Origin of the sequence: Dysgonomonas sp. GY617, from assembly GCF_015233815.1 — a bacterium.
Classification (GTDB): domain Bacteria; phylum Bacteroidota; class Bacteroidia; order Bacteroidales; family Dysgonomonadaceae; genus Dysgonomonas_A.
The window spans coordinates 34,903-55,929 of sequence record NZ_JADCLR010000004.1; the positions used below are offsets into that span (position 1 = coordinate 34,903).

At 35.4% G+C, this 21,027-nt stretch carries 17 protein-coding genes; 9 read left to right on the forward strand and 8 right to left on the reverse strand.

Annotation, left to right across the window (positions count from 1 at the left end):
* The first annotated feature begins 47 nt into the window (after nucleotides 1–47).
* Entirely contained in the window at nucleotides 48–830 is a 783-nt protein-coding gene (locus tag IR022_RS05805; protein ID WP_050709546.1) for a HipA family kinase, read from the forward strand.
* A complete protein-coding gene (locus tag IR022_RS05810) occupies nucleotides 808–1,191 on the forward strand; it encodes a DUF3037 domain-containing protein (protein ID WP_050709545.1) in 384 nt (127 codons plus the stop codon). The genes IR022_RS05805 and IR022_RS05810 overlap by 23 nt, the downstream gene beginning before the upstream one ends.
* Here IR022_RS05810 and IR022_RS05815 read toward each other — a convergent pair.
* Nucleotides 1,173–2,105, reverse strand: a complete 933-nt coding sequence (locus IR022_RS05815) for a hypothetical protein (RefSeq protein WP_194202988.1) — start codon at nucleotides 2,103–2,105, stop codon at nucleotides 1,173–1,175. The genes IR022_RS05810 and IR022_RS05815 overlap by 19 nt on opposite strands.
* 216 nt (nucleotides 2,106–2,321) lie before the next feature.
* Here IR022_RS05815 and IR022_RS05820 point away from each other — a divergent pair, with 216 nt between their 5' ends.
* Nucleotides 2,322–2,624: an antibiotic biosynthesis monooxygenase family protein gene (locus tag IR022_RS05820; RefSeq protein WP_194202989.1), complete on the forward strand. Its 303-nt coding sequence runs from the start codon at nucleotides 2,322–2,324 to the stop codon at nucleotides 2,622–2,624.
* A 316-nt stretch (nucleotides 2,625–2,940) separates the two neighbouring features.
* On the opposite strand, the gene IR022_RS05825 is transcribed toward IR022_RS05820, so the two are convergent.
* Together IR022_RS05825 and IR022_RS05830 are read right to left on the reverse strand one after the other, a co-directional pair.
* Nucleotides 2,941–4,152 (reverse strand): ectonucleotide pyrophosphatase/phosphodiesterase, encoded by a 1,212-nt coding sequence (locus tag IR022_RS05825; protein ID WP_194202990.1) that lies wholly within the window; start codon nucleotides 4,150–4,152, stop codon nucleotides 2,941–2,943.
* A gap of 120 nt (nucleotides 4,153–4,272) precedes the next feature.
* A complete protein-coding gene (locus IR022_RS05830) occupies nucleotides 4,273–7,476 on the reverse strand; it encodes a carboxypeptidase regulatory-like domain-containing protein (protein WP_050709541.1) in 3,204 nt (1,067 codons plus the stop codon).
* A 253-nt stretch (nucleotides 7,477–7,729) separates the two neighbouring features.
* Here IR022_RS05830 and xrtK point away from each other — a divergent pair, with 253 nt between their 5' ends.
* The 4 genes from xrtK (at nucleotide 7,730) to IR022_RS05850 (ending at nucleotide 13,310) form a co-directional block, all read left to right on the forward strand.
* Complete coding sequence (gene xrtK, locus IR022_RS05835) at nucleotides 7,730–8,257, forward strand: exosortase K (protein WP_050709540.1); 528 nt, start codon at nucleotides 7,730–7,732, stop codon at nucleotides 8,255–8,257.
* A complete protein-coding gene (locus tag IR022_RS05840; RefSeq protein WP_194202991.1) occupies nucleotides 8,241–11,060 on the forward strand; it encodes an MSEP-CTERM sorting domain-containing protein in 2,820 nt (939 codons plus the stop codon). Before xrtK ends, IR022_RS05840 begins: the two co-directional genes overlap by 17 nt.
* A gap of 101 nt (nucleotides 11,061–11,161) precedes the next feature.
* On the forward strand, nucleotides 11,162–12,430 hold the full coding sequence (locus IR022_RS05845; RefSeq protein WP_050709538.1) for a putative DNA modification/repair radical SAM protein: 1,269 nt from the start codon (nucleotides 11,162–11,164) through the stop codon (nucleotides 12,428–12,430).
* Between the two features lie 118 nt (nucleotides 12,431–12,548).
* Nucleotides 12,549–13,310, forward strand: a complete 762-nt coding sequence (locus IR022_RS05850) for a TIGR03915 family putative DNA repair protein (protein WP_194202992.1) — start codon at nucleotides 12,549–12,551, stop codon at nucleotides 13,308–13,310.
* A gap of 107 nt (nucleotides 13,311–13,417) precedes the next feature.
* Here IR022_RS05850 and IR022_RS05855 read toward each other — a convergent pair whose 3' ends face one another.
* The gene (locus tag IR022_RS05855; RefSeq protein ID WP_050709536.1) at nucleotides 13,418–13,600 is read right to left on the reverse strand and encodes a hypothetical protein; all 183 of its coding nucleotides are present in this window, start codon (nucleotides 13,598–13,600) and stop codon (nucleotides 13,418–13,420) included.
* Between the two features lie 198 nt (nucleotides 13,601–13,798).
* On the opposite strand from IR022_RS05855, the gene IR022_RS05860 reads away from it, so the two are divergent.
* On the forward strand, nucleotides 13,799–14,008 hold the full coding sequence (locus IR022_RS05860; protein WP_050709535.1) for a hypothetical protein: 210 nt from the start codon (nucleotides 13,799–13,801) through the stop codon (nucleotides 14,006–14,008).
* Nucleotides 14,009–14,146: 138 nt separating this feature from the next.
* Here the strand turns inward: IR022_RS05860 and IR022_RS05865 are convergent, their stop codons facing one another.
* From IR022_RS05865 to IR022_RS05880, 4 genes are all read right to left on the reverse strand, one after another.
* On the reverse strand, nucleotides 14,147–15,115 hold the full coding sequence (locus IR022_RS05865; protein ID WP_194202993.1) for an ROK family protein: 969 nt from the start codon (nucleotides 15,113–15,115) through the stop codon (nucleotides 14,147–14,149).
* A 177-nt stretch (nucleotides 15,116–15,292) separates the two neighbouring features.
* Nucleotides 15,293–15,874, reverse strand: a complete 582-nt coding sequence (locus IR022_RS05870; RefSeq protein WP_194202994.1) for a Crp/Fnr family transcriptional regulator — start codon at nucleotides 15,872–15,874, stop codon at nucleotides 15,293–15,295.
* A gap of 20 nt (nucleotides 15,875–15,894) precedes the next feature.
* Entirely contained in the window at nucleotides 15,895–16,560 is a 666-nt protein-coding gene (locus IR022_RS05875; RefSeq protein ID WP_194202995.1) for a DsbA family oxidoreductase, read from the reverse strand.
* A gap of 254 nt (nucleotides 16,561–16,814) precedes the next feature.
* Nucleotides 16,815–18,395 (reverse strand): peptide chain release factor 3, encoded by a 1,581-nt coding sequence (locus tag IR022_RS05880; protein ID WP_050709531.1) that lies wholly within the window; start codon nucleotides 18,393–18,395, stop codon nucleotides 16,815–16,817.
* A 583-nt stretch (nucleotides 18,396–18,978) separates the two neighbouring features.
* Here IR022_RS05880 and IR022_RS05885 point away from each other — a divergent pair.
* Nucleotides 18,979–20,256, forward strand: coding sequence for a tyrosine-type recombinase/integrase (locus IR022_RS05885; RefSeq protein ID WP_194202996.1), 1,278 nt, complete (start codon nucleotides 18,979–18,981; stop codon nucleotides 20,254–20,256).
* Nucleotides 20,257–21,027: the final 771 nt, after the last annotated feature.

Sequence of the window (21,027 nt, forward strand, 5' to 3'; positions counted from 1 at the left end):
CAATAGTCTGTTATCATTAGAAATACAGCAGTAAATATTTTATAATTATGGAATTACGGACGGTTAATGTTACACGATATATTGCTCCTTTGCGAGAAGGCGGCTCTTTGCCTGCTCTTGCCGATGCGGATGATGGGTTTAAATATGTTGTTAAATTCAGAGGTTCGGGGCATGGTACTAAAGCCTTGATTTCGGAACTGATAGGAGGGGTGGTTGCTCAAACCTTGGGATTTCGGATTCCTGAACTTGTATTTGTAAATCTGGATGAGGCCTTTGGACGTACGGAAGGAGATGAGGAAATTCAGGATTTATTACAGAATAGTAAAGGACTAAATCTTGGATTGCATTTTCTGTCGGGTGCATTTACATTCGATCCCGTAGTAAATCAGGTTGATGCAAAGCTATCTTCTCAAATTGTTTGGATGGATGCTTTCTTAACTAATGTTGATAGAACTGTACGAAATACGAATATGCTTATGTGGCACAAGGAGCTGTGGCTTATAGATCATGGTGCTACCTTGTATTTTCATCATTCGTGGGTCAATTGGGAGAAGTATGCAGTAAGTCCGTTTACTCAGATAAAAGATCATGTTTTATTGCCAAATGCAAGTATGTTAGATGAGGCTGATATTGAATTCAAAAAGATACTGACTCCTGAAAAGATCAGTGAGATTGTTGATCTTATCCCTGATGAATGGTTAGAGTGGGGAGATGAAGATGAAACACCAAGTGATATAAAAAATATATACCGTCAATTTTTAATTGAAAGAGTAAATAATTCTCAGATATTTGTAAAAGAAGCTCAAGATGCAAGGAAAACACTTATATGAATATGCGGTAATTCGTGTTTTGCCAAGGGTTGAGCGCGAAGAGTTTATTAATGTGGGCATTATCTTGTTCTCGAAACGGGCTAAGTATATAAAAGTACTTTATAAGGTGGACGAAAACAAGTTGAAGTTATTCTCTGATGAGGCTGATGTAGAAGAGATCAATTCTATTCTGGAAGCTTTTGCGAAAATTAGCTCCGGCTCGAAGGATGGCGGAGTTATTGCCACATTCGATATTCCGGAACGGTTCAGATGGTTGACAGCAGTAAGAAGTTCGTGTATTCAGACTTCAAGACCTCACTCGGGTTTTTCATCCGATTTAGATCAGACTATTGAATGCCTTTTTCAAGAGTTAGTACTGTAAAGGGCTTTATTCTTTTCACTTAATACCGATTGGTATTGATAGTCTTTTATATATAAGTCTTTTATTATACCGTCTGCTACTCCTATAATGGGCGTTTCTATAACTAATGCTCTCGATAGCTTCATTATTCTGAGGTAGATATTTATGGCTGGCATAATTACCTCGGCTCTGTCGAGGCTTACTTTTAGATTAATTACACGTTCCTCGTAACTCATGGTTCGAAGCTTACGATAATAAGCTATAAGTTCTTCACGCTTAATGCGACCGCATCGGCGAAGCAATGAGTCTAGCTTGTTGATATTGCCTCCCGATCCTATGAGCGATACTTTAGGAAAGTTCTTACAATGTTCTTCCATCCAGTCTTTCATAGCTTCCCATTCATTTTTCTCTTCTTCGGCAGGTAATGTACGTAGTGTTCCTAAGCGGAACGAACCTGTTGCTATCTCTTGGTTCTTATAGAATAGAATCAATTCGGTACTTCCACCGCCTACATCGGTAAAGATATAGGCTCTATCTTCTTCCTGAAATTCGTCAATATTATTCAGCCTGATATAATGGGCTTCTTCTATTGGGTCTATCATTTCGATGTGAATACCCGTTTTGTTTTCCACATGAGTAAGTATTTCCGTTGCATTTTCAGCCTCTCTTATTGCCGAAGTTGCACAAGCTCTCCATACCTCTACATCGTTTACTGTTATCAAGCCTTGTAAGGATTGCATTAATGTAGTTAGTTTCTCTTTTTTTACATCGCTAATAAATCCGGTTGAGAAGGTATCTTCCCCTAGTTTTAAAGGTATGCGGATTAATTGATTTTTTTTAAAGTAAGGTTTCCCTTTATAGTCAACTACATCTGTAATCAAAAGTCGTACGGAATTTGATCCGATATCGATTGCTGCAAAACGTTTTGTATCCATATTTATGTTTAATTTTTTACAGCCGAAAATTACTTCTCTTAAGTTACATTTGTGTTACTTTCTTATTGCAAGTGTATGAAGTTAATTTGGTTCATGTAAAATTCTTGATATTTAAGAGTTTCAGGAGGTTAGGTTGAAATTATAATTAGCGAAAGTTGAAGAATTAAGTATATTTGAGTTCATAATTGATTTCTTTATTCTTTTAAATAGAGACATATGATAGTGGAGGTTGCTATATTAAACGTGAAAGAAGGGCGAGAAAAGGAATTTGAAAGAGACTTTCTGCTTGCCGGGCAATATATTAGTGCTATCAAAGGTTATATAAGACATTCTCTAAGGAAATGTTTGGAGCAAGATAATAAATATATTTTGCTGGTAGATTGGGAAAGTTTGGAAGCTCATACTGTTGGTTTTAGACAATCAGCTCAGTATTTAGAATGGAAAAGACTTTTACATGCTTATTACGATCCATTTCCGGTGGTAGAACATTATGAATTATTGATAGAGAATGAAAGATAATCGTCCCTTTGAGTATAGGCTCTTCCGTTTTATGGATGGTAGAAAACAAAAACAAGCGACTAATCACTAGGCACTTGTTTTTTATAAAAGTAGTAATTTGTTATTTTCAAAAAAAGCAGCGAATAAATGATAACCTAAAACACGGAATAGATAATTGTGATCTTCTATTACAAATGTCCAGATTAATTATTACAGTATTCGCTCTATTTTGTTACTATTGGATTAATTAAGTAACTCTAAATATTTAATACGATATGTTGTCAATATAACTATTTGTGGTTATTGTGATTACCTAGTAATGAAAAGGTTTGAAACCTTATTTTTGCTTTTTATTCAAGAATGATTTTACTTGTTTAAAGTTCCCATCATTATGAGCTGGTTTTACACCTAATAAATGTGCCAGAAGAGGATATATTGCTGTATTATCGAACGTTTTTCCTTTGTAATTTTCTTTGAAATCGGGACCAATTGCAAAAAAGATTACTTGCATATCGGGATGAGCAGGGTCATATCCGTGTGCACCTATGTTAGGTGATGGTTTAAAACCAAATTGCCATCCGCAAGCAGGGACAACTACAATATCTCCAATGTTAGGATTTGTTCCATACTTAAGACTTTTCGGAACTTTATTTTTTCGATATACTTTAATGTTATCAATGTTCGATAATGCTTTATATATAGAATCTTGATTCTCTTTACTTGCAAATATAGATGTAGGGTTATTGCCTACTGCCTGCTCGTACCACGATGGTTTCAAATAATCATTAATATTTATAAACCGATCTTTCGAAACATAAGTCATTCCATGATCTGCTGTTACTATCAGATTTATTCTGTCAGCAAACGGTAGCAACTCTATGCCATCAATTAGTTTACCTATAAGGCTATCTATGTAATTCACCATTCTTTTGGTTTCCTTTCCATTAGGGCCAAAATGATGTCCAGAAGCATCGGGTTCGTCCATATAAAGAGTGATTAATCGGGGTTGATCTTCTTCCTTTTTATTAAGCATGGCTAGTGCAGTATCAACCCGTTGCTCAAAAGTGAGGCGAGGTTGTTCTGCCCATTCTTTATAATAGGTTGGGTATGAATTTTTGATATTTATATCCGATCCTACCCAGTAAATGCTGGCAGCTTTTACTCCTTGTCGTTGAGCTGTTGTCCAGATGGGTTCACCTTTATAATAATCGGGATTGTAGCGAGTCAACGAATCTCCCATGCTGTATTGTCTGTGGTTTGCTCTATCCCAAAATATATTATTTACAATACCATGATGATCGGGAACAAGCCCTGTTATCAATGTATAATGGTTGGGGAAAGTAGATGCAGGGTACGATGGCCTCATAACCGCACTTACTCCTTTTTGAGCCATCTTATCTAAATTGGGTGTTCCATGTATTTGAGGATAATCCCATCTAAAACCATCTAAAGAAACTATAATAGTATAACTATCCTTGTTCTGAGAATAAAGGTTAGAGCCGAAAGCTATAACCAGAAGAGTGATAAATAAGGAATGAAGTCTGTTCATAACCGATTTGTTTTTTATTAGTAGAGACGTAATAGATTACGTCTCTACATGAATACCCTATTGCAAAGTTGATGAATAGGAATCCGTCTTATGTAATTAATTATAGGTAAGTTTCTTTATTTAGAAAATATATTTAACCCCTATTTGAGAACGCCAGCGTGAATTATAGTCTGATATATTATATAATTTTTCTCCGGCAGGTTTAGTAAATTGGAATGTTGGAACGCCCTCTGTGCTAACACTTGCTACAGTTACTGGAGAGTAAGAATATCCTGGGCTGTTATATAGTCCCCAAGCACTATTCAGTAGGTTTCCTACATTTAGAATGTCAAAGTTTACTTGAAGTGTGTGTCGTCTACCTGAAACATTTAAGTAGAAATCTTGAGCAATATGAAAATCGAAGTGATGTTCAAAGGGAGTTCTAAGACCATTTCTTTCAACATATTGTCCTTTCTTTTCTCTGATATCCTTAGTGTTGTTGATCCACTCACCTAATGCTGTACGTTGTTGGTCAGCAGTACTGGTTACAACTTTATTGCTGTTGGTGATGTCTTGAAACTTCATATTTGCCAATTCTGTATCTGTTGGGATGTATAATACATCATTGCCTGATACTCCGTCATTATTAATATTATTCTTATAAGTCACAGAATAATTAGCACCTGATTGACCGTTATAAAATAGGCTGACAGAAGTGGCGAAGTTTTTTGCATATTCTTTTCTGTATGAAATTGTTCCTATTATACGATGAGGAGTATCAAAATCTGAGTACGATAACTCAGGATTATTGGGTCCTTGCCAGTTTTCGTTATAAGACCAGTTAGAGAAAGCTTGGCTTGATGTTCCATCATTTATTCCTTTAGAACGTCCGAAAGTATAAGCAACCATGGTATTTAATCCGAAATCGAAATCTTTCTCTAATTTTCCAGTGACACTATATGTATATCCTTCGCTTGTATTGGTAAGGTATACAATACCTGTATATTCTTTGGTGTATGCTTGGTTGGTTGCCGGATTTATTCTGTTTGTATATAGAAGGCGTTGGTCTCCTCCATTGTTCAGGTATTTTCCACTTTCTTGTACTACAAGATTTTTGTACATTATGTTGTTCATTGTTTTAGAGTATAGTCCTTCAATTGACCCTCTAAAGCCATTACCAAAGTTTTGGTCTACTGCCAAATTTACACGGAATACTTGTGGGAATTTAAATTTTTTATCCACTACATCTATTTCTGAAGTCATAGCACTTGATGGAGTAAATTGTTTACTCGGATCAATTTGAAACTTGAATCCATCTGCCATTGCTGCAGCCATATCTGCTTTTTGTAATCTGGTGCGGCTATATTCAACCCCTGTATTAGAGAAGCTATTTGATATCCATACAAAAGGAACACGTCCGGTGAAGATACCTAGTCCACCTCGTAACAATGTGTTTTTCTTTTCGTCTATGTTCCATCTGAAACCTACACGAGGAGACATCATTATCTGAGTTTTGGGCATTTGGTCTGTTGCTACTTGATATTCTTGTGCAATAGCTGAGGCGTTGAATGCTTCATTCTTACCTGGTTTATCGAGAAATACCGGTATGTCTACTCTTAAACCGTAAGTTAAGTTGAATCTGTCTGTTACCGCCCAATCATCTTGTCCGTAGAAACCCAATTGTGCAGCTCCGAAAGAAGGAGCCCAGTTTTTACTTCCGGTTATATCTTCGCGAGAGAATGAATAATTGTACTCGTAAGGAGCTTTTTCGTTGGCTGTGCCTACCGATAAAAAGTCATCCATTGAGTCATATATATAAGAACCAAAATTGTCTCTGATGAAGAGGTTCTTCATTTTGAAGAATTCGTTATGGGTACCAAATGTAATGGTATGATTGCCTTTGTACCAAGTAGTATTATTCGTTAATGTCCAAACATCTTGGTCTAAAGAATTGGCTGGTGTATAGCGTTCAGTTCCTAATTCGATACTGCGAGCATTCTCCAGATTTATTTTGATATATGGTAAAGGTTGCCCTGTAATTTCGCGGAAGTCGCGTACTCGTGTGTAGCCTACGCGGAATTCATTGAACCATTCTTGAGATAATCTTGAGTTCAATTCTCCGACAAACGAATTCGTTTTATTGTTCATATTATATCCGTTGTCATTCAAGCGGAGTGCATTTGCCGAGTTCGAGAAGTTCAACTGAGAAGCTTCTACATAACTGTATCTCACAGTTGCTTTGTGCGCTTTGTTGATATTCCAGTCTATTCTTGCTAATAATTTAGTAGCTTCGGTGTTGATATCTTGTTGTCCATATCCGCCACCGTTATATCCGCCAGTCAGTGAGGTTAATTTATTAATTACCTGATCGGCTTGCTCTTTGGTTATATTAGAACCGGCTCCAACATTATAAGACGATGGGTAAGTTTTTTCTACTTTTTCAGCATTAGCGAAGAAGAACAATTTATCTTTAACAATAGGCCCACCAATTGTAAAACCGTATGTTTTTTCCGACTGATTGGTAAGTTTAGTTCTGTTTTCAATATCCTTTCCAGCAGTTTTACCAACTAAATCCTGATTGTTGAAATATCCATAAAGTGATCCGTGTACAGTATTTGTTCCCGATTTGGTAATGGCATTGATACCTCCACCAGTAAATCCGCTTTGGCGTACATCAAAAGGTGCAATAACTACTTGAATTTCTTCAATCGCATCCAAAGAAATAGGATTTGCTCCTGATTGTCCACCGTTGGTTCCGCTTGAAGCTAGTCCAAAAACGTCATTATTTACAGCACCGTCGATTTGAAAGCTATTGTAGCGGTTGTTGCTACCTGCAAAAGAGAGTCCAGACCCCGATACTACTGCCTGAGGTGTAAGTTTTGCCACATCGTAAATACTTCGCGATACAGTTGGCATATTTTCGATCTGTTGTCTGTTGAAGTTGCTTGCAGCTCCTGTTTTGCTTGCATTAAATTGAGAGACTCCGGTAATTACTACCTCGTTGAGCATCTGATTGTCTTGCTCAAGTTTGATTTGAACATCAAAAGTTTCTCCCAAGCGTAAATTAATTCCGGATTGAACATACTTATTGAATCCTAATAACGAAACCTCTAAAGTATATGGCCCCCCTGTTCTCATTCCCTGAATAAGGAAGCGTCCACTCTCGTTTGCAGTACCGTAATAAGTAGTTCCCGAAGGAGTATGAGTTGCAGTTATTACAGCTCCCGGAAGAATATCCGAATCATCTGAGACTCTGCCCGATAATGAAGCTGTTGTTACTTGTGCAGATACAAAAGAGTTTATACCTGTTAAAAGCACGATGAGTAAAAGAATAAATTTTTTCATACATTAATTTAATTTATACATTTTGTTAGTACAAAAGAATAGCATAACTATTTCGTTAATGCGAACAGAACGTTACGTTCCTGTTAATTAACTTTATAGTCATACCTGCCTGTATGAGAATTTATTTGATCTTTTTTTGTTGTAGTTGTGATACAAATATCTGTAAAAAAAATGAAAAATATAGAGACTCTTATTTGTAAAATGTAGTATATATATAAAATAAATCGTTTACTTTGTTTTTCAAAGTTCTTTTATGGTTAAGAAAGATATTATATATATAGGAGTTTGTTTTGTGATATTTGCATGTCTGAGATTTGCTTTCTCATTTCTGGATACAGAGATGATGCAATTTTTATTGATGCCAACAAATAAGTTAATAGAGGTTATTGTTGGATCGAAAGGGGAGTACATAGATGGGGTAGGATACTTTCATTCGCAATTGAATATTGTGATAAATAAATCGTGTTCAGGATATAATTTCTGGCTGATAGGTTTTCTTATGGCTTCTTTCGTTCTTATCAAATCACAAAAGATCAACTTTTTATTGACGATACCCCTTACTCTAGTTATATCCTATATGGTTACCATATTGGCTAATGTATCCAGAATCGCAGGATATATTCTTTTGATGAAAGGTAAACTACCACAGTATATCGACTCCAATGGTACATGGCTGCATCAAATGGAGGGAATTTTTGTATACCTCTCTTTTTTAATATTGTTTTTTCTCACACTAAACTATACTATCACTAAAATAAAAGATAATGAAAAAACTGCTTGATCCCAGATGGATTTTTATTGTAAACACACTGCCCGTAATTCTTTTAATTTTTATAGGTTGGGGCGAATTTCATATTATCGAAAGCTTTCTTTCTGCTGATGAAATATCATTGTGGAAGGTTTTTGCTTTGAGCCTTATAGGCTTGTCGGTGCTGTCGTTTGTGTATGCGACTATTCAGAGTATAAGAAAGAAGCATATCTGTATTCTATATAGTATTGCATCATTAGTTATATATGCTACATATTTATATGTGTATGCCAACTATTCAGACGATTTTGTTTCTTGGAATGTGCCTCGTTGGCTCTTCTCAGGTAATATTTACTTGTATGTCGGTACTTTCTTGATGCCTACACTCATCCATTCATTATTATGCTTGGTATTAATTCTCACACCTCATACAAAACAACTGAAAGCTTGGCCTAATATTTTAGCAGCAATATTTATTCCTGTCTCATTCTATGTATTTGGTATTTTACTAGCTCCTTTGTGGAGTATAAAGTCATCTGGTGAGCATCATATATTGATCAGCATGATGATTATAGGGGTCACCTTCTTCTTATTTTTCTTGATTCGGTTTCTGTATATACTGATTTCAGATAAAACAATCAGAGAAGAATACGAATTGTTATGGAAAATACCTGTTGCTTTGCTCTTTCCTTTACTGGGGCTATTTGTTAATAGTGTTGTAGATAATCTATTTGGCGATTTTTCGAGTTACGCATTTCCTATATTAGCTATATTGAATGGGGTTTTGATTTGTTTGCCTTCTTTCGAGAATCGCAAGGTTAGGCTATTTGTATTCTTTGGTCGATGTGCTACTTTTCTATATACTTTCTATTTCTTCTTGGTCTTTTTGCCTTTTCTTCCTCTATCTGTTTTTGCTATATTGCTTATCGGTACTGGTTTTTTGATGCTTACACCTCTTTTGTTGTTTATTATTCATTTAGATCTGATTTACAAAGATTTCAAACTTCTGAAAACAATATACCGTAAAGCATTATTGTATCCGATAATGATTATTGGCTTTATTACTCTGCCCATAGGTGTTTCGCTAAGCTATCAGTATGAAAGATCGGTCTTATTCGATACGTTGGAGTATTTGTATAGTCCCGATTATACAAAAGAGTATGATTTGAATGCAGGTTCGGTGCTGAAAACACTGAAAGTAGTTGACAAAAACAAACAGAGTCAGTTTTTCTATAATTCGACACCTTATTTATCAAGCTACTTTAAGTGGCTAGTACTTGATAACCTGAATCTGTCGTTTAATAAAAAAGAATTGATAAGGAACGTTTTTTCTTATAATGAATCTCCTTACCCACAAGCAAAAGAGTTAGCCAAAGTGGGTAGTAAAGAAATAAGTATAATAGATATTCAGCATCGGAGCAACTATGATAAAGAGAAAGCGGCATGGGTGAGTTGGATTGATTTATCGATAGAAAATAAGAATGCTTCTCTACAAAGTTCCGAATATATAACACAAATAGATTTGCCCGACGGTTGTTGGATAAGCGATTACTATTTGTATGTGGGCGATGTGAAAGAGATGGGTATCTTGGCTGAGAAAAAAGCTGCAACATGGATATTCTCTCAAATACGTAACGAAAATCGTGATCCGGGGATGCTGCATTATCTTTCAGGCAATAAAGTCGACTTTCGGGTATTTCCCTTTGGGCTCGGTGAGGTACGATATACGGGTATTGAGTTTATTCATAAAGATCCGGTTGTGATTGATATTGATGGATATTCCGTTGTATTGGGGAACGATTCTGAGGTGGGGCAAGGTAAACTTGCCGAAAATCGGATAATAAATGATATAGAGAATGAGGCGCGCAAGGTTGTCTACATTTCATCTCAAGAGAAACAAGATTTACAAACAGTATCAAGAAAACCTTATTATCATTTTATTGTAGACATATCTAATTCAACTGTTGATAAGCAAAAGCGATATATTTCTGATATGAAAAGATTGCTTAATAAGAATCTGATAAGTAATCAAGAAGCTCAAATATCCTATACGGGAACTTATGTGAAGACCAAGATGATGGCTGAGGGATGGGACGATTATCTGAAGTCTCAACATTCCGAAGGAGGCTTTTTTCTGGATAGGGCGATAAAAAAGATATTGTTTGAATCGTATATAAATCCAAAAGATACTTATCCTATAATTGTAGTGGTGAGTGATAATATTCAGAAAGCCATTGTATATAATGATTTTGCAGATTTAAGATTTACATATCCGGAGCATGATAAATTTTATGTTTTAAACCAAGACAGTCTATCTTCTTATTCGTTATTTGAAGATGTGAATAGTATTGTAGAAAGGGGTTTGACTGCATTTCCCGAATGTAAGGTTAAAGTCTGGCCCTCCATGGTTAAACCTTTAGCTTATTTGCCTAATGATAGTTTACCATCCATAGTGTTGAATACTAAGAGTAAGGTATTGAAGAGTGATCTCTCTGCTATTAAAGAAAAAGATTGGGAATCGGGGTTATTGATGCAAGGGCAATGGATGTTACAAGTTTTGTATCCTCAAACAGCAGATGAGCAGTGGTTGTCATTGATTCAGAATAGTTTTAAATCTAAAATATTGACACCGCTTACTGCATATATTGTTGTAGAAAATGAAGCCCAAAAGGAAATGTTGAAAAAGAAGCAAGAAGAAGCTTTGTCGGGAAACAGATCGTTAGATTTGAATGATGATACGCAACGTATGTCAGAGCCCAGCCTTTTTGTTATGTTATTGCTATTGGGTTTACTTTATTTATTCAATAAAAGACGAAGGAGTAAATATAAAATGTAATTGGTTATTATTTAGTGTATTGTGTGTGTTTTTAACAAAGAGAACTCTTTTAATGTTTTTTGAGCTAATCTCTCATTTGAAATAATTTTCTTTGTAGTACTATGAACGAAAACGTACTCGAAAAGTTAAAAACACTAGCCGAATCTGCAAAATACGATGTGTCTTGCTCATCAAGTGGTGCTCCCCGTAAGAATGTTGCGGGAGGTATAGGAAATACTGTCGGAGGTATGGGGATTTGTCATAGTTTTACGGAAGATGGAAGGTGCGTATCGTTGTTGAAGATAATGCTTACCAACAACTGTATTTACGATTGTGCCTATTGTATCAATCGCAGGAGCAACGATATAAGACGTGCCACTTTCACGGTGCAAGAACTTGTTGATCTAACGATAGAGTTTTATCGTCGCAATTATATTGAAGGACTATTTCTTAGCTCGGGAGTAATAAATAATCCCGATTATACTATGGAGCGTATGGTGAGAGTTGTTAAAGAACTACGAACCGTTCATCGATACAATGGGTATATTCATATGAAAAGTATTCCCGGCGCTAGTCAGGAATTAGTTAATGCAGCCGGATTATATGCCGACCGTATGAGCGTGAATATTGAGATACCTACCGAGAAAAATCTCCAATTACTAGCTCCCGAAAAAGATCATCTAAGTGTATTCAAACCCATGAAGTATATCCAACAAGGTATGCTTCAAAGTATCGAAGAACGTCAGAAGTTTCGGTCTGCTCCACGGTTTGTGCCTGCGGGACAGAGTACTCAAATGATTGTAGGTGCAACGAATGAAAGTGATAAAGATATTCTTACCTTATCTTCGGCATTATACAGACGTCCTAGTATGAAACGGGTCTATTATTCGGGCTTTATTCCCGTCAACAGTTACGATACACGTTTACCTGCATTGAAACAGGCTCCGTTGGTTCGCGAAAACAGACTGTATCAAGCAGATTGGCTGATGCGTTTTTATGAGTTCAGAGCCGATGAAATTGTAGATGATGCATATCCTGATCTCGATCTCGAAATTGATCCTAAATTATCTTGGGCATTGCGTCACCCCGAAATGTTTCCTGTTGATGTAAATAAGGCTGATTACTCGTTAATTCTCCGTATTCCGGGAATTGGTGTGAAGTCTGCAAAGCTCATTGTTACTTCCCGAAGATATGGCAAATTAAATGCTTATCAGTTGAAAAAGATGGGAATAGTAATGAAGAAGGCTCAATATTTTATTACCTGTAACGAGCTACCCATGAATACTATAAACGAGGTAAAACCTGAGTTTCTTCGAAAGATTCTGACTGAAACTAAAAAGAAAAAAGGAGAGGGAGATCAGCAGCAACTTTCTATTATCTTCCCCGATTAAGATAGCAACCCTTTCTTTTGTTTTGCTAAGTTCAATAGAAGTGGTCTATTCTTATTTGAAAGTATATAATTAAATACGTTTATTTACTTAAGGTTGTAAACTTATAGATGTTTCTCTTATGATTGTATTCTTTTATGATAAAACATTCGAAGGCTTTCTTACTGCTGTTTTTGATGCATACAGTAGGAAAACTTTCCCTGATAAATTATTAGGGGAGGGGAGTATCACCCCTATGTTTATGGAGGAAAGCTATACTGTCATTACACAAGAAGACAGGTCTGCCCGTGTATGGGCTTCTCTTCAAAAGAAGTTGTCGAAGACGGCTTGCAATATGCTTAATTATGTTTGGCTTTCGGAAGAAGAGGGCAGCGAAGATCTTTTGTTCCGATATGTGCGTAAAGTATTTGATAATGCTCATTCTATTGAAATGAATTTTGGAGATGATGATGTCCTTCAAATTCATCAACTGGCAAAAAAGGTAGCTAAGGAAGAGCAGTATCTAAAGCAATTTATTCGTTTTCAGAAAGCGGCTGACGGTATTTATTTTGCTCCCGTCTCACCTGTTTATAATGCTTTGCCTTTAGCAATAAGTCATTTGAAAGATCGATTCTCAGATCAAAGATGGGTAGTGTATGATTTGAAACGAAAATATGGATATTATTATGATCTTCAAACCGTTGTTGAAATAACATTAAGTGATGATGAGCATTTATTAAGTGGAAAGCTAAATGATGCGCTCATGGCTGAGGACGAAAAGCTGTTTCAGGAATTATGGAAAGGCTATTTTAAATCGATGACTATAAAGGAACGAATCAATCCGAAGCTGCACCGCCAGCATATGCCAAAACGTTTTTGGAAATATCTTACCGAAAAGCAATAGTTATAGTTTAAAGTTTAGTGTTGTTTCTCAATGCTATGTTTGAAAAATATCAGAACCGTTCTATTCTTTGAAAAATAGAGCGGTTCTGACATATAGGTGTAAACTGATTATAAGTCTTCAGTTTTTACTTTCTCATCAAGATTACTGATATTGACATCTTCGCGATAAGCGTGCAAATGTTCAGATTCAGATCTTTTTTTATCACTACACAGACCTTCACTTTTTTTCATGGGAGCTCCTAATCTGCGATCCAAGTCAGCTTTTGATGTATTATCATTCTCTTGTGCCATAATCGTATTGTTTTAGGGTATAAATGCCTCATTCTTATTGATCGGACTATAAATTAGAACAATATAGAATAGTGAATTGTTTAATAAGTAATGAGTAAATAGAATTTACTAGTCGGAAATATGTAAAAAGCGAACCTTCATTAAGATAGTATCTTACTTATATAGATAAAGAAAAATACGAACTTAAAACTTACTGCTATGATTAAAGGGAATGCATTACAAATATTAAGAGACAAATATACTGAGATAGAAGACGATATAACTTTCAGAGAATTTGTAGAGTTGCAAGCTGATAAGGATCCGAACTTCTATAGTATTTTATTTAAAGAAAACTCAGAAAATAATCCTGCAACACCGTTAACAGAAAGGCAAATACAAGCTTATAAAGATTTTCTGGATAGTATCTGATTGAATAAGTTCTATTGTAATTTTCAGGTTATAGTATATGTGTAAATGAAAATAGTTAGAGCTGTTTCTATAAAAAGGAAAAGCCCCGAAATTTTCATTTACAGGACTTTTGCGGCGTTGAATATTATGGAATACTAATTATGCGTCGACTAGGTTGGAGTTGCAAGCCAATAAGCTTGTTCCAAGGATGATGGCTTCTGAATTTTCAATGTCAGATGTCAGTATTTTTGTTTTTCCAGCGTATATCTGCAACAAATTATCTTTAAATGATTTCTCAATAGCTTGTATGAAGTGTTCATTTGATTTTGCCACTTTTCCTGAAAGTATAAATGCTTTTGGGCTCGAATAAGCAATAAGATCAGATAATAACTGTCCTAATATATCGCCCGTAAAACGAAAAGCTTCTTTAGCAAGAGAATCTCCTTGTATAGATGCCTCGTATATATTTTCAAACGTTAATTCGTTTTGAGGTATGTTTCGTAATGTACTGGTTTCTTTGCTTGATGTCAGAAGTTCTAAAGCGGTAGTAATTATCCCATCTGCGGAGCAATATGCTTCTAAACAATCTTTTCTACCACATTTGCAGACTCTACCTCTGTCGTTATGTACGTTTATATGTCCCGATTTTCCTGAGAAAATATTGTGACCGTATATTATTTCACCATTGGCAACAGCGCCTCTGCATACTTCATCGTCAAGAGATATAAGGATGAAGTCTTTCATTCCCTGTGCTATACCATATTCCATTTCTCCCATTGCGGCAGCATTTGCACTATTGGTTAAAGTAACGGGTACTTGTAACTTGTCTGCTAATATTTGAGCAATAGGTGTGTTGCCTCTCCATGAGTGTTCGGGTGCAAACTCTACACATCCGGTAAAGTAATTACCGTCGGGCGAGCTTATGCCTACACCTTTTATGTTGTCGATGCCTCCTTGTTGTTCAATTAAAATAGAGAGATGATTATATATTGAGTCTATATATTCGGTGATGTGCTGATGGTTAGAATTAACAGAACTCTTATTGATGATATTACCTTGTGTATCTACAATACCTATCGAAGTGATGCTATTGCCCATATCAATACCTATGGCGTATGTTTTAGTCATGGTTGAAATATAAAAGTTGGTACTTATTTCCGGTATTCAGGTTTGTAATTTTTAGAGAGCTTATTAAGATTAACGAGCCTCGAAAAAATAACGGTCAAAGATCAAGAATAGTCCGGAAATAAAAAATGATATATATCAAGTAATGATTCTGAGACTCTTAAAAGTCTGAAAAATAAGTTACCATTGTCCTGATCGTACACGACTTAGTGACTCAGGCGTCATCAATAAGTAAGATGCTATGTGAGCTATGGGTGCTCGTTTAGCTGCTTGCGGATATTCTTTCATAAACCGTTCATAGCGTTCGCGAACGGTTTCAAAACGCCATGAGTCGGCTTTCTGTTGGGATAAAATAAGAGTTGCTTCTAAAAAGCGACGGTATAAAATGCTTATCTCGGGTTTATGGTAAGCCAGTATTTCTATTTCGCTATAAGGAATACAGTATAAAATGGTAGTTTCTAAAGCTTCTATAAGCAAACGTGTTGGTTCTTGACGAAAGAAGCTTTCTATACATACGGCAACGTTGTTTTCACATGTAAAATGCTCGGTTACATCACGACCATTCTTGTAATAGAATTGCCTAACCAGTCCTTTATCTACATATTGAATGTACTTGCTTACTTGGCTGTTATTTAAAAATAGCTCTCCTTTCGATAACTCTTTACGTTCGAGTATCGAAGCAAAGCTTTCCAAATCCTGTGGAGAAAGTGGATGCTTATACTTTAAGGATATTTTTTCGGCTATCTTTATTTTGTCTTGCATAGATTTTCGTTACTCGATACTTAATTGTTATAGGCTTGGTTTAGGATATCGAGAAATGCTGAACTGGGTTGTGCTCCCGAAATTGCATATTTACGATTGAGAACAAAGTAAGGAACACTTGTTATCCCGAATACACCAGCCTCTTGAATATCATAGCTAACCTTGTCGGCAAAGTCGTGGCTATTGAAAAGATTCTCGAGTTCATCTTTTCCTAATCCTACGCTTAAACCTATTTCGGTTAGAATGTTTTTATCATTTACATTCTTTCCTTCAGTGAAATATGCTTTGAAAAGTAATTCTTCTATATCGTTTTGAGTTTGATTTCCTTTTGTTTTTGCAAGATGGCTCAGACGATGGGCATTGATGGTATTTGCAACCACCACTTTATCCATATGAAAATCAAGTCCACTTTGTTTTGCCATATTTACAACATTTGTAAATAGACCTTCGGCTTGTTGCGCAGACATTCCTTTTTCTCTTACAAAAGAATCTATCAACGATTCGCCATGCGTATCTTCGGGTACATTTGGATTCAGTTGAAACGATTTCCATTCTACTACAACCTTATCCTTGTGTGGAAATTGTGCCAAAGCTTCTTCAAAATGACGCTTAGCTATATAACAGAACGGACATGCAATGTCGCTCCATATTTCTATCTTTAAATTGCTTGCTAGAGTAAATGACATATAAAATAATTTATAGAGATCAAATATATACAATATAGGTAGATATTTATCTATGCTTATGATCTCTTGTTACAATATACTTACAACAACTAACTCTTGAAAAAGATTACTGGATGAGGGTATATGGTGTTTTTTAATCTTATCTTTTCTAAAATTGTTCTCGCCTCTCCTAGAAAAAGAAAGAGGAATTCTGCTGAACTCCTCTAATTCTATATATTCTTAATTCAGAATCATTGCAGGTCTGAAATTTATTATCAGAATTCAGACGTGAAATGGAAACGAATGTTTTTGAAATCTTGTTGAGCCATCATCAGCACATAGTTAGAGTCGGCAAGAAATACATCTCTACCTTCTTTATCCTTTGCCATATATTGAGCTTTTCTTTTCTTGAAGTTTTCAATTTCTTCAGCATCATCACTTTCAATCCAACATGCCTTGTGTAAGTTGATTGCTTCCCATTTACATTGTGCTCCATACTCATGAAGTAATCTGTATTGGATAACCTCAAATTGAAGCTGTCCTACAGTACCTATGATCTTACGTCCATTAAACTGATTTGTAAATAGCTGAGCTACGCCTTCGTCCATCAATTGATCGATACCTTTTTGAAGCTGTTTAGTCTTCATTGGATCAGCATTTTCTATGTATTTGAACATCTCAGGCGAGAAGCTTGGTAAGCCTTTAAAGTGTAGATTTTCCCCAGATGTAAGAGTATCTCCAATCTTGAAGTTCCCAGTATCAGGTAAACCAACTATATCACCTGCATAAGCTTCGTCAACAGTTTCTTTCTTCTGAGCCATAAAAGCTGTAGGAGAAGAGAAACGCATCAAGCGGTTGAAACGCATGTGCTTGTAATTGACATTACGTTCAAATTTCCCCGAGCAAATTTTAACGAAAGCTATACACGATCTGTGATTGGGATCCATATTAGCATGTATCTTGAATATAAATCCGGTGAAGGCTTCTTCGTTCGGATTTACTTCTCTTTCAACAGCTTCAATAGGACGGGGTGAGGGTGCTATTTTTACGAAACAATCTAGCAACTCTTTTACTCCAAAGTTATTTAATGCTGAACCGAAGAATACGGGAGCAACTTGCCCTTTCAAATAACGATCCATATCCAAATCAGGATATACACCTTCTATTAGCTCTATGTCTTCGCGAAGTTTTTCAGCTAGAGAGTTACCAATGTGACCCTCCAATGCAGGGTTGTTGATGTCGCTAAAGGCGATAGACTCTGTAACTGTTTGCTTACTTGGAGTATATAGATCGAGCTTCTTTTGGAAAATATTATAAACACCCTTAAATTGTTGACCACTATCTATGGGCCAGCTTAGAGGGCGTACTTTTATTTTAAGTTCTTCTTCCAATTCATCAAGAAGATCAAATGGGTCTTTCCCATCTCTATCCATCTTATTGATAAAGATCATCACCGGAGTGTTACGCATTCTACAAACTTCCATAAGCTTTCGTGTTTGTGCTTCTACCCCTTTGGCTACGTCCACAGCTATAATAACACTATCTACTGCGGTAAGCGTGCGGTAGGTGTCTTCAGCGAAATCCTGGTGACCGGGTGTGTCGAGAATATTTATTTTATATCCGTCGTATTCAAAACCCATAACTGATGTTGCCACCGAAATCCCACGTTGTTTTTCGATTTCCATCCAGTCGGAGGTTGCTGTTTTTTTAATCTTATTGGATTTTACAGCTCCGGCAACGTGTATTGCACCTCCAAACAAAAGGAGTTTTTCGGTCAATGTTGTTTTACCGGCATCAGGGTGACTAATAATTGCAAACGTACGTCGTCTTTGTATCTCTTTTTCTAATTCGCTCATATAATGATATCTACTTTTTCGTCGTCAAAAATGCTTTCTCTAGTATATTGCCATCCGATTGAAACTCAATAGTCTTACTAATAACAATGATAAAAGCATTTGATGAAGGTTTATCGCCTCAATTTGAATGTGCAAAGATAATATATAAACTAATAGAGAGAAAGCAATTAAATAACTCCTTTTTCGATAGTGATTTTTTTCTGTTAATTAATTATATACTTTTTTAAAACAAGATGTGTTAATTAACGCATTCTTGCTAATCAAAGTTAAATAATTGTGTTTTTAAGCAGAATTTACTCTATTTAGTTTTGAAATTCATAATTCATATCTATATTTGCACCGTGTTTTTCATAGTATTAGATTTAAGGTTAATAATTGAGGAGTAGGTTGTCGGGATGACAACCTTTCCTTTTTTAGATATATAACGAATACTTTGTAAAACATTAAATGTTAGTTTATTATAGAACATAGATAGTACGGACTATTAATAATAAACATAAAAATGTTGGATTACCTAGTCTTATGTAGTTATCAGTGTGGTTTTTCGAAACGCACTACATATTGGACATAAAAACTATCTAACATGTTTACTATTAACTTAAAAGGGAAATCAAATCCCAAAGACAAAAACTTAGTAAAGCTTGAAATGGTTTTGTTTAAAACCGGATATACCAGAGTAACAAAGGTCTTAAGCATTACCGGAAAGTTAAAAGAATGGGATAATAAATCCCAATGTTTCAAATCTAAGACTGGCGAATCCTTCCTGAAAAACAAATCTCTTTCTGATTTAAGATTACAGTATCAAAATGTCGCTGAAGAATGGGAAAATGAAGGTCGAAATTGGTCTCCTGTTGAATGGACTCGTTATTTCGATGAAGAAGCTCTAAAGCAAGAAGAGTGTAAAGTAATAACAGTCTTACAAATGATCGATCAACTGATCGATAGATTTTCGAATCAGCAAAGATTCAAAAACGGTAAACTTGTCACTAGTAATTCAAATGCCAGAGAATATAAATTTCTGAAAGGTTCTTTAACTGCTTTTACTAAACAAAAATATGGTAAAGCATTTTCCTCCTATTTCTTTCGGGATATTACCGAAAAGTTTTTAATTGACTATGCCTTATATCTTCAAATGAGAGGAGCAGAAAAAGGTAACAAAGGAGCAGTGGTTGGCAGGCTAAAAAAGTTCTACGCAGTTTTTAATCATGCTGAAAAAAAGGAAATGCCCGGTGTTAATACTAAATTGTTCAGGTGTGTTGAACTGAAAATGAAACACGGGAAATTTGTTCCCAAAACAATATCCCATGAAATTATGCTGAAAATTGAAAAACTGGATAGATGTAAATTTTCTATTCTTGAAAATTTACATCTCGACTTATTTCTCTTCAGCTATTATTCCGGAGGTATGGCGAATGTGGATGTGGCACATCTGAAATGGAATAATATTGTAAACAATCAGTTCGAATATGAAAGAATCAAAATTGCGAGGGAAGCTAAAATGCCTGTGGTTGATAAAGCCAAAGCTATTATTGATAAATATAAAGACAAATGTTTTGAAGATTATGTCTTACCTATATTTACTCAAAAACATATATCTGAACAACAGCAGCACGACAGAGTAGAACGATTATCATACAAAGTAAATAAAACACTCGAAAAAGTACGAAAGTTACTGAAGTACCCAACTAAGATTACTTGGTATTCTGCACGCGGAACATTTATTACACGTATGCTAAAGGAGGGCTATAATACTTCAGATGTCGGAGCATTCGCCGGAAATACAGCTACCACTATTGACAGGCATTATTATCGACCCATCTTCAATGAAGAGACCAGAAAAGAAATCAATAAGATAATATGATATATCCTAGCCTGTATTTCGATGCTGGCTTTTTCAGTCATGGTATACAAGTATGATAATTAAGATTGACCGAATATTCAGGTCTTTGAAGAATTTGTTAGAATTGATCGGTTCGTTTACTAATATCATCGTTTACGCCTCTAAGATGACTTTTACGAACGGAACTAAGCATGAGTTACCAGAAACTCAAACAAGTGCTTAAAACGCCCTTAAATTGCTAGGGTATTTTAAATAAATATTCTTGTTAACTCGTATAATGCAAGTATAATAATTTATACTTGTATTATTTTTTTGAATGTTTTGTCGCCAATATTTCCGACAAAACATCCGTTAAGAAATTTTTACTTTTAAATCTAAATGATTGAAAAATAAAAGATAAAAGTGATCAAAATTTCTTCCGACCACTTGTGACATAAGTGCTTTTTTATATAAATTTTAAAATAATTATTTGTGATGATTATGCCTTGTCTTCAATTATTGTAGGTGTGCATCTGCAAAATGCACACACTACAAATAGGCTAATTACTGTCTTTATTACCAAATTATAATATCCTCTTCCCATACTATTGTTTGTCTTTTTATTGATAATGGTCCGCTTGAAAAACTCTCATTTAGCATTGTACCTATATTTCTCTCCCAAAAATCAAAATATCCAATAACAGGAGGGCGTATTCCTGAACTTATTTTGGAATCATTCGTAATCGTAAATTCAACCCTTGCTACTTTTGGGAACTTAACATTATTATAAGTCCTTTGTGTAATTGATTTTTT

Excerpts from the sequence above, each read along its gene's own strand:
- IR022_RS05885 (WP_194202996.1), top strand. The coding sequence starts at position 18,979 with ATGTTTACTATTAACTTAAAAGGGAAATCAAATCCCAAAGACAAAAAC.
- IR022_RS05880 (WP_050709531.1), bottom strand. The coding sequence starts at position 18,395 with ATGAGCGAATTAGAAAAAGAGATACAAAGACGACGTACGTTTGCAATT.
- IR022_RS05870 (WP_194202994.1), bottom strand. The coding sequence starts at position 15,874 with ATGCAAGACAAAATAAAGATAGCCGAAAAAATATCCTTAAAGTATAAG.
- IR022_RS05825 (WP_194202990.1), bottom strand. The coding sequence starts at position 4,152 with ATGAACAGACTTCATTCCTTATTTATCACTCTTCTGGTTATAGCTTTC.
- IR022_RS05805 (WP_050709546.1), top strand. The coding sequence starts at position 48 with ATGGAATTACGGACGGTTAATGTTACACGATATATTGCTCCTTTGCGA.
- IR022_RS05855 (WP_050709536.1), bottom strand. The coding sequence starts at position 13,600 with ATGGCACAAGAGAATGATAATACATCAAAAGCTGACTTGGATCGCAGA.
- IR022_RS05815 (WP_194202988.1), bottom strand. The coding sequence starts at position 2,105 with ATGGATACAAAACGTTTTGCAGCAATCGATATCGGATCAAATTCCGTA.
- IR022_RS05840 (WP_194202991.1), top strand. The coding sequence starts at position 8,241 with ATGAAAAAACTGCTTGATCCCAGATGGATTTTTATTGTAAACACACTG.
- IR022_RS05865 (WP_194202993.1), bottom strand. The coding sequence starts at position 15,115 with ATGACTAAAACATACGCCATAGGTATTGATATGGGCAATAGCATCACT.
- IR022_RS05830 (WP_050709541.1), bottom strand. The coding sequence starts at position 7,476 with ATGAAAAAATTTATTCTTTTACTCATCGTGCTTTTAACAGGTATAAAC.
- IR022_RS05845 (WP_050709538.1), top strand. The coding sequence starts at position 11,162 with ATGAACGAAAACGTACTCGAAAAGTTAAAAACACTAGCCGAATCTGCA.
- IR022_RS05820 (WP_194202989.1), top strand. The coding sequence starts at position 2,322 with ATGATAGTGGAGGTTGCTATATTAAACGTGAAAGAAGGGCGAGAAAAG.
- IR022_RS05875 (WP_194202995.1), bottom strand. The coding sequence starts at position 16,560 with ATGTCATTTACTCTAGCAAGCAATTTAAAGATAGAAATATGGAGCGAC.
- IR022_RS05860 (WP_050709535.1), top strand. The coding sequence starts at position 13,799 with ATGATTAAAGGGAATGCATTACAAATATTAAGAGACAAATATACTGAG.
- xrtK (WP_050709540.1), top strand. The coding sequence starts at position 7,730 with ATGGTTAAGAAAGATATTATATATATAGGAGTTTGTTTTGTGATATTT.
- IR022_RS05810 (WP_050709545.1), top strand. The coding sequence starts at position 808 with ATGCAAGGAAAACACTTATATGAATATGCGGTAATTCGTGTTTTGCCA.
- IR022_RS05850 (WP_194202992.1), top strand. The coding sequence starts at position 12,549 with ATGATTGTATTCTTTTATGATAAAACATTCGAAGGCTTTCTTACTGCT.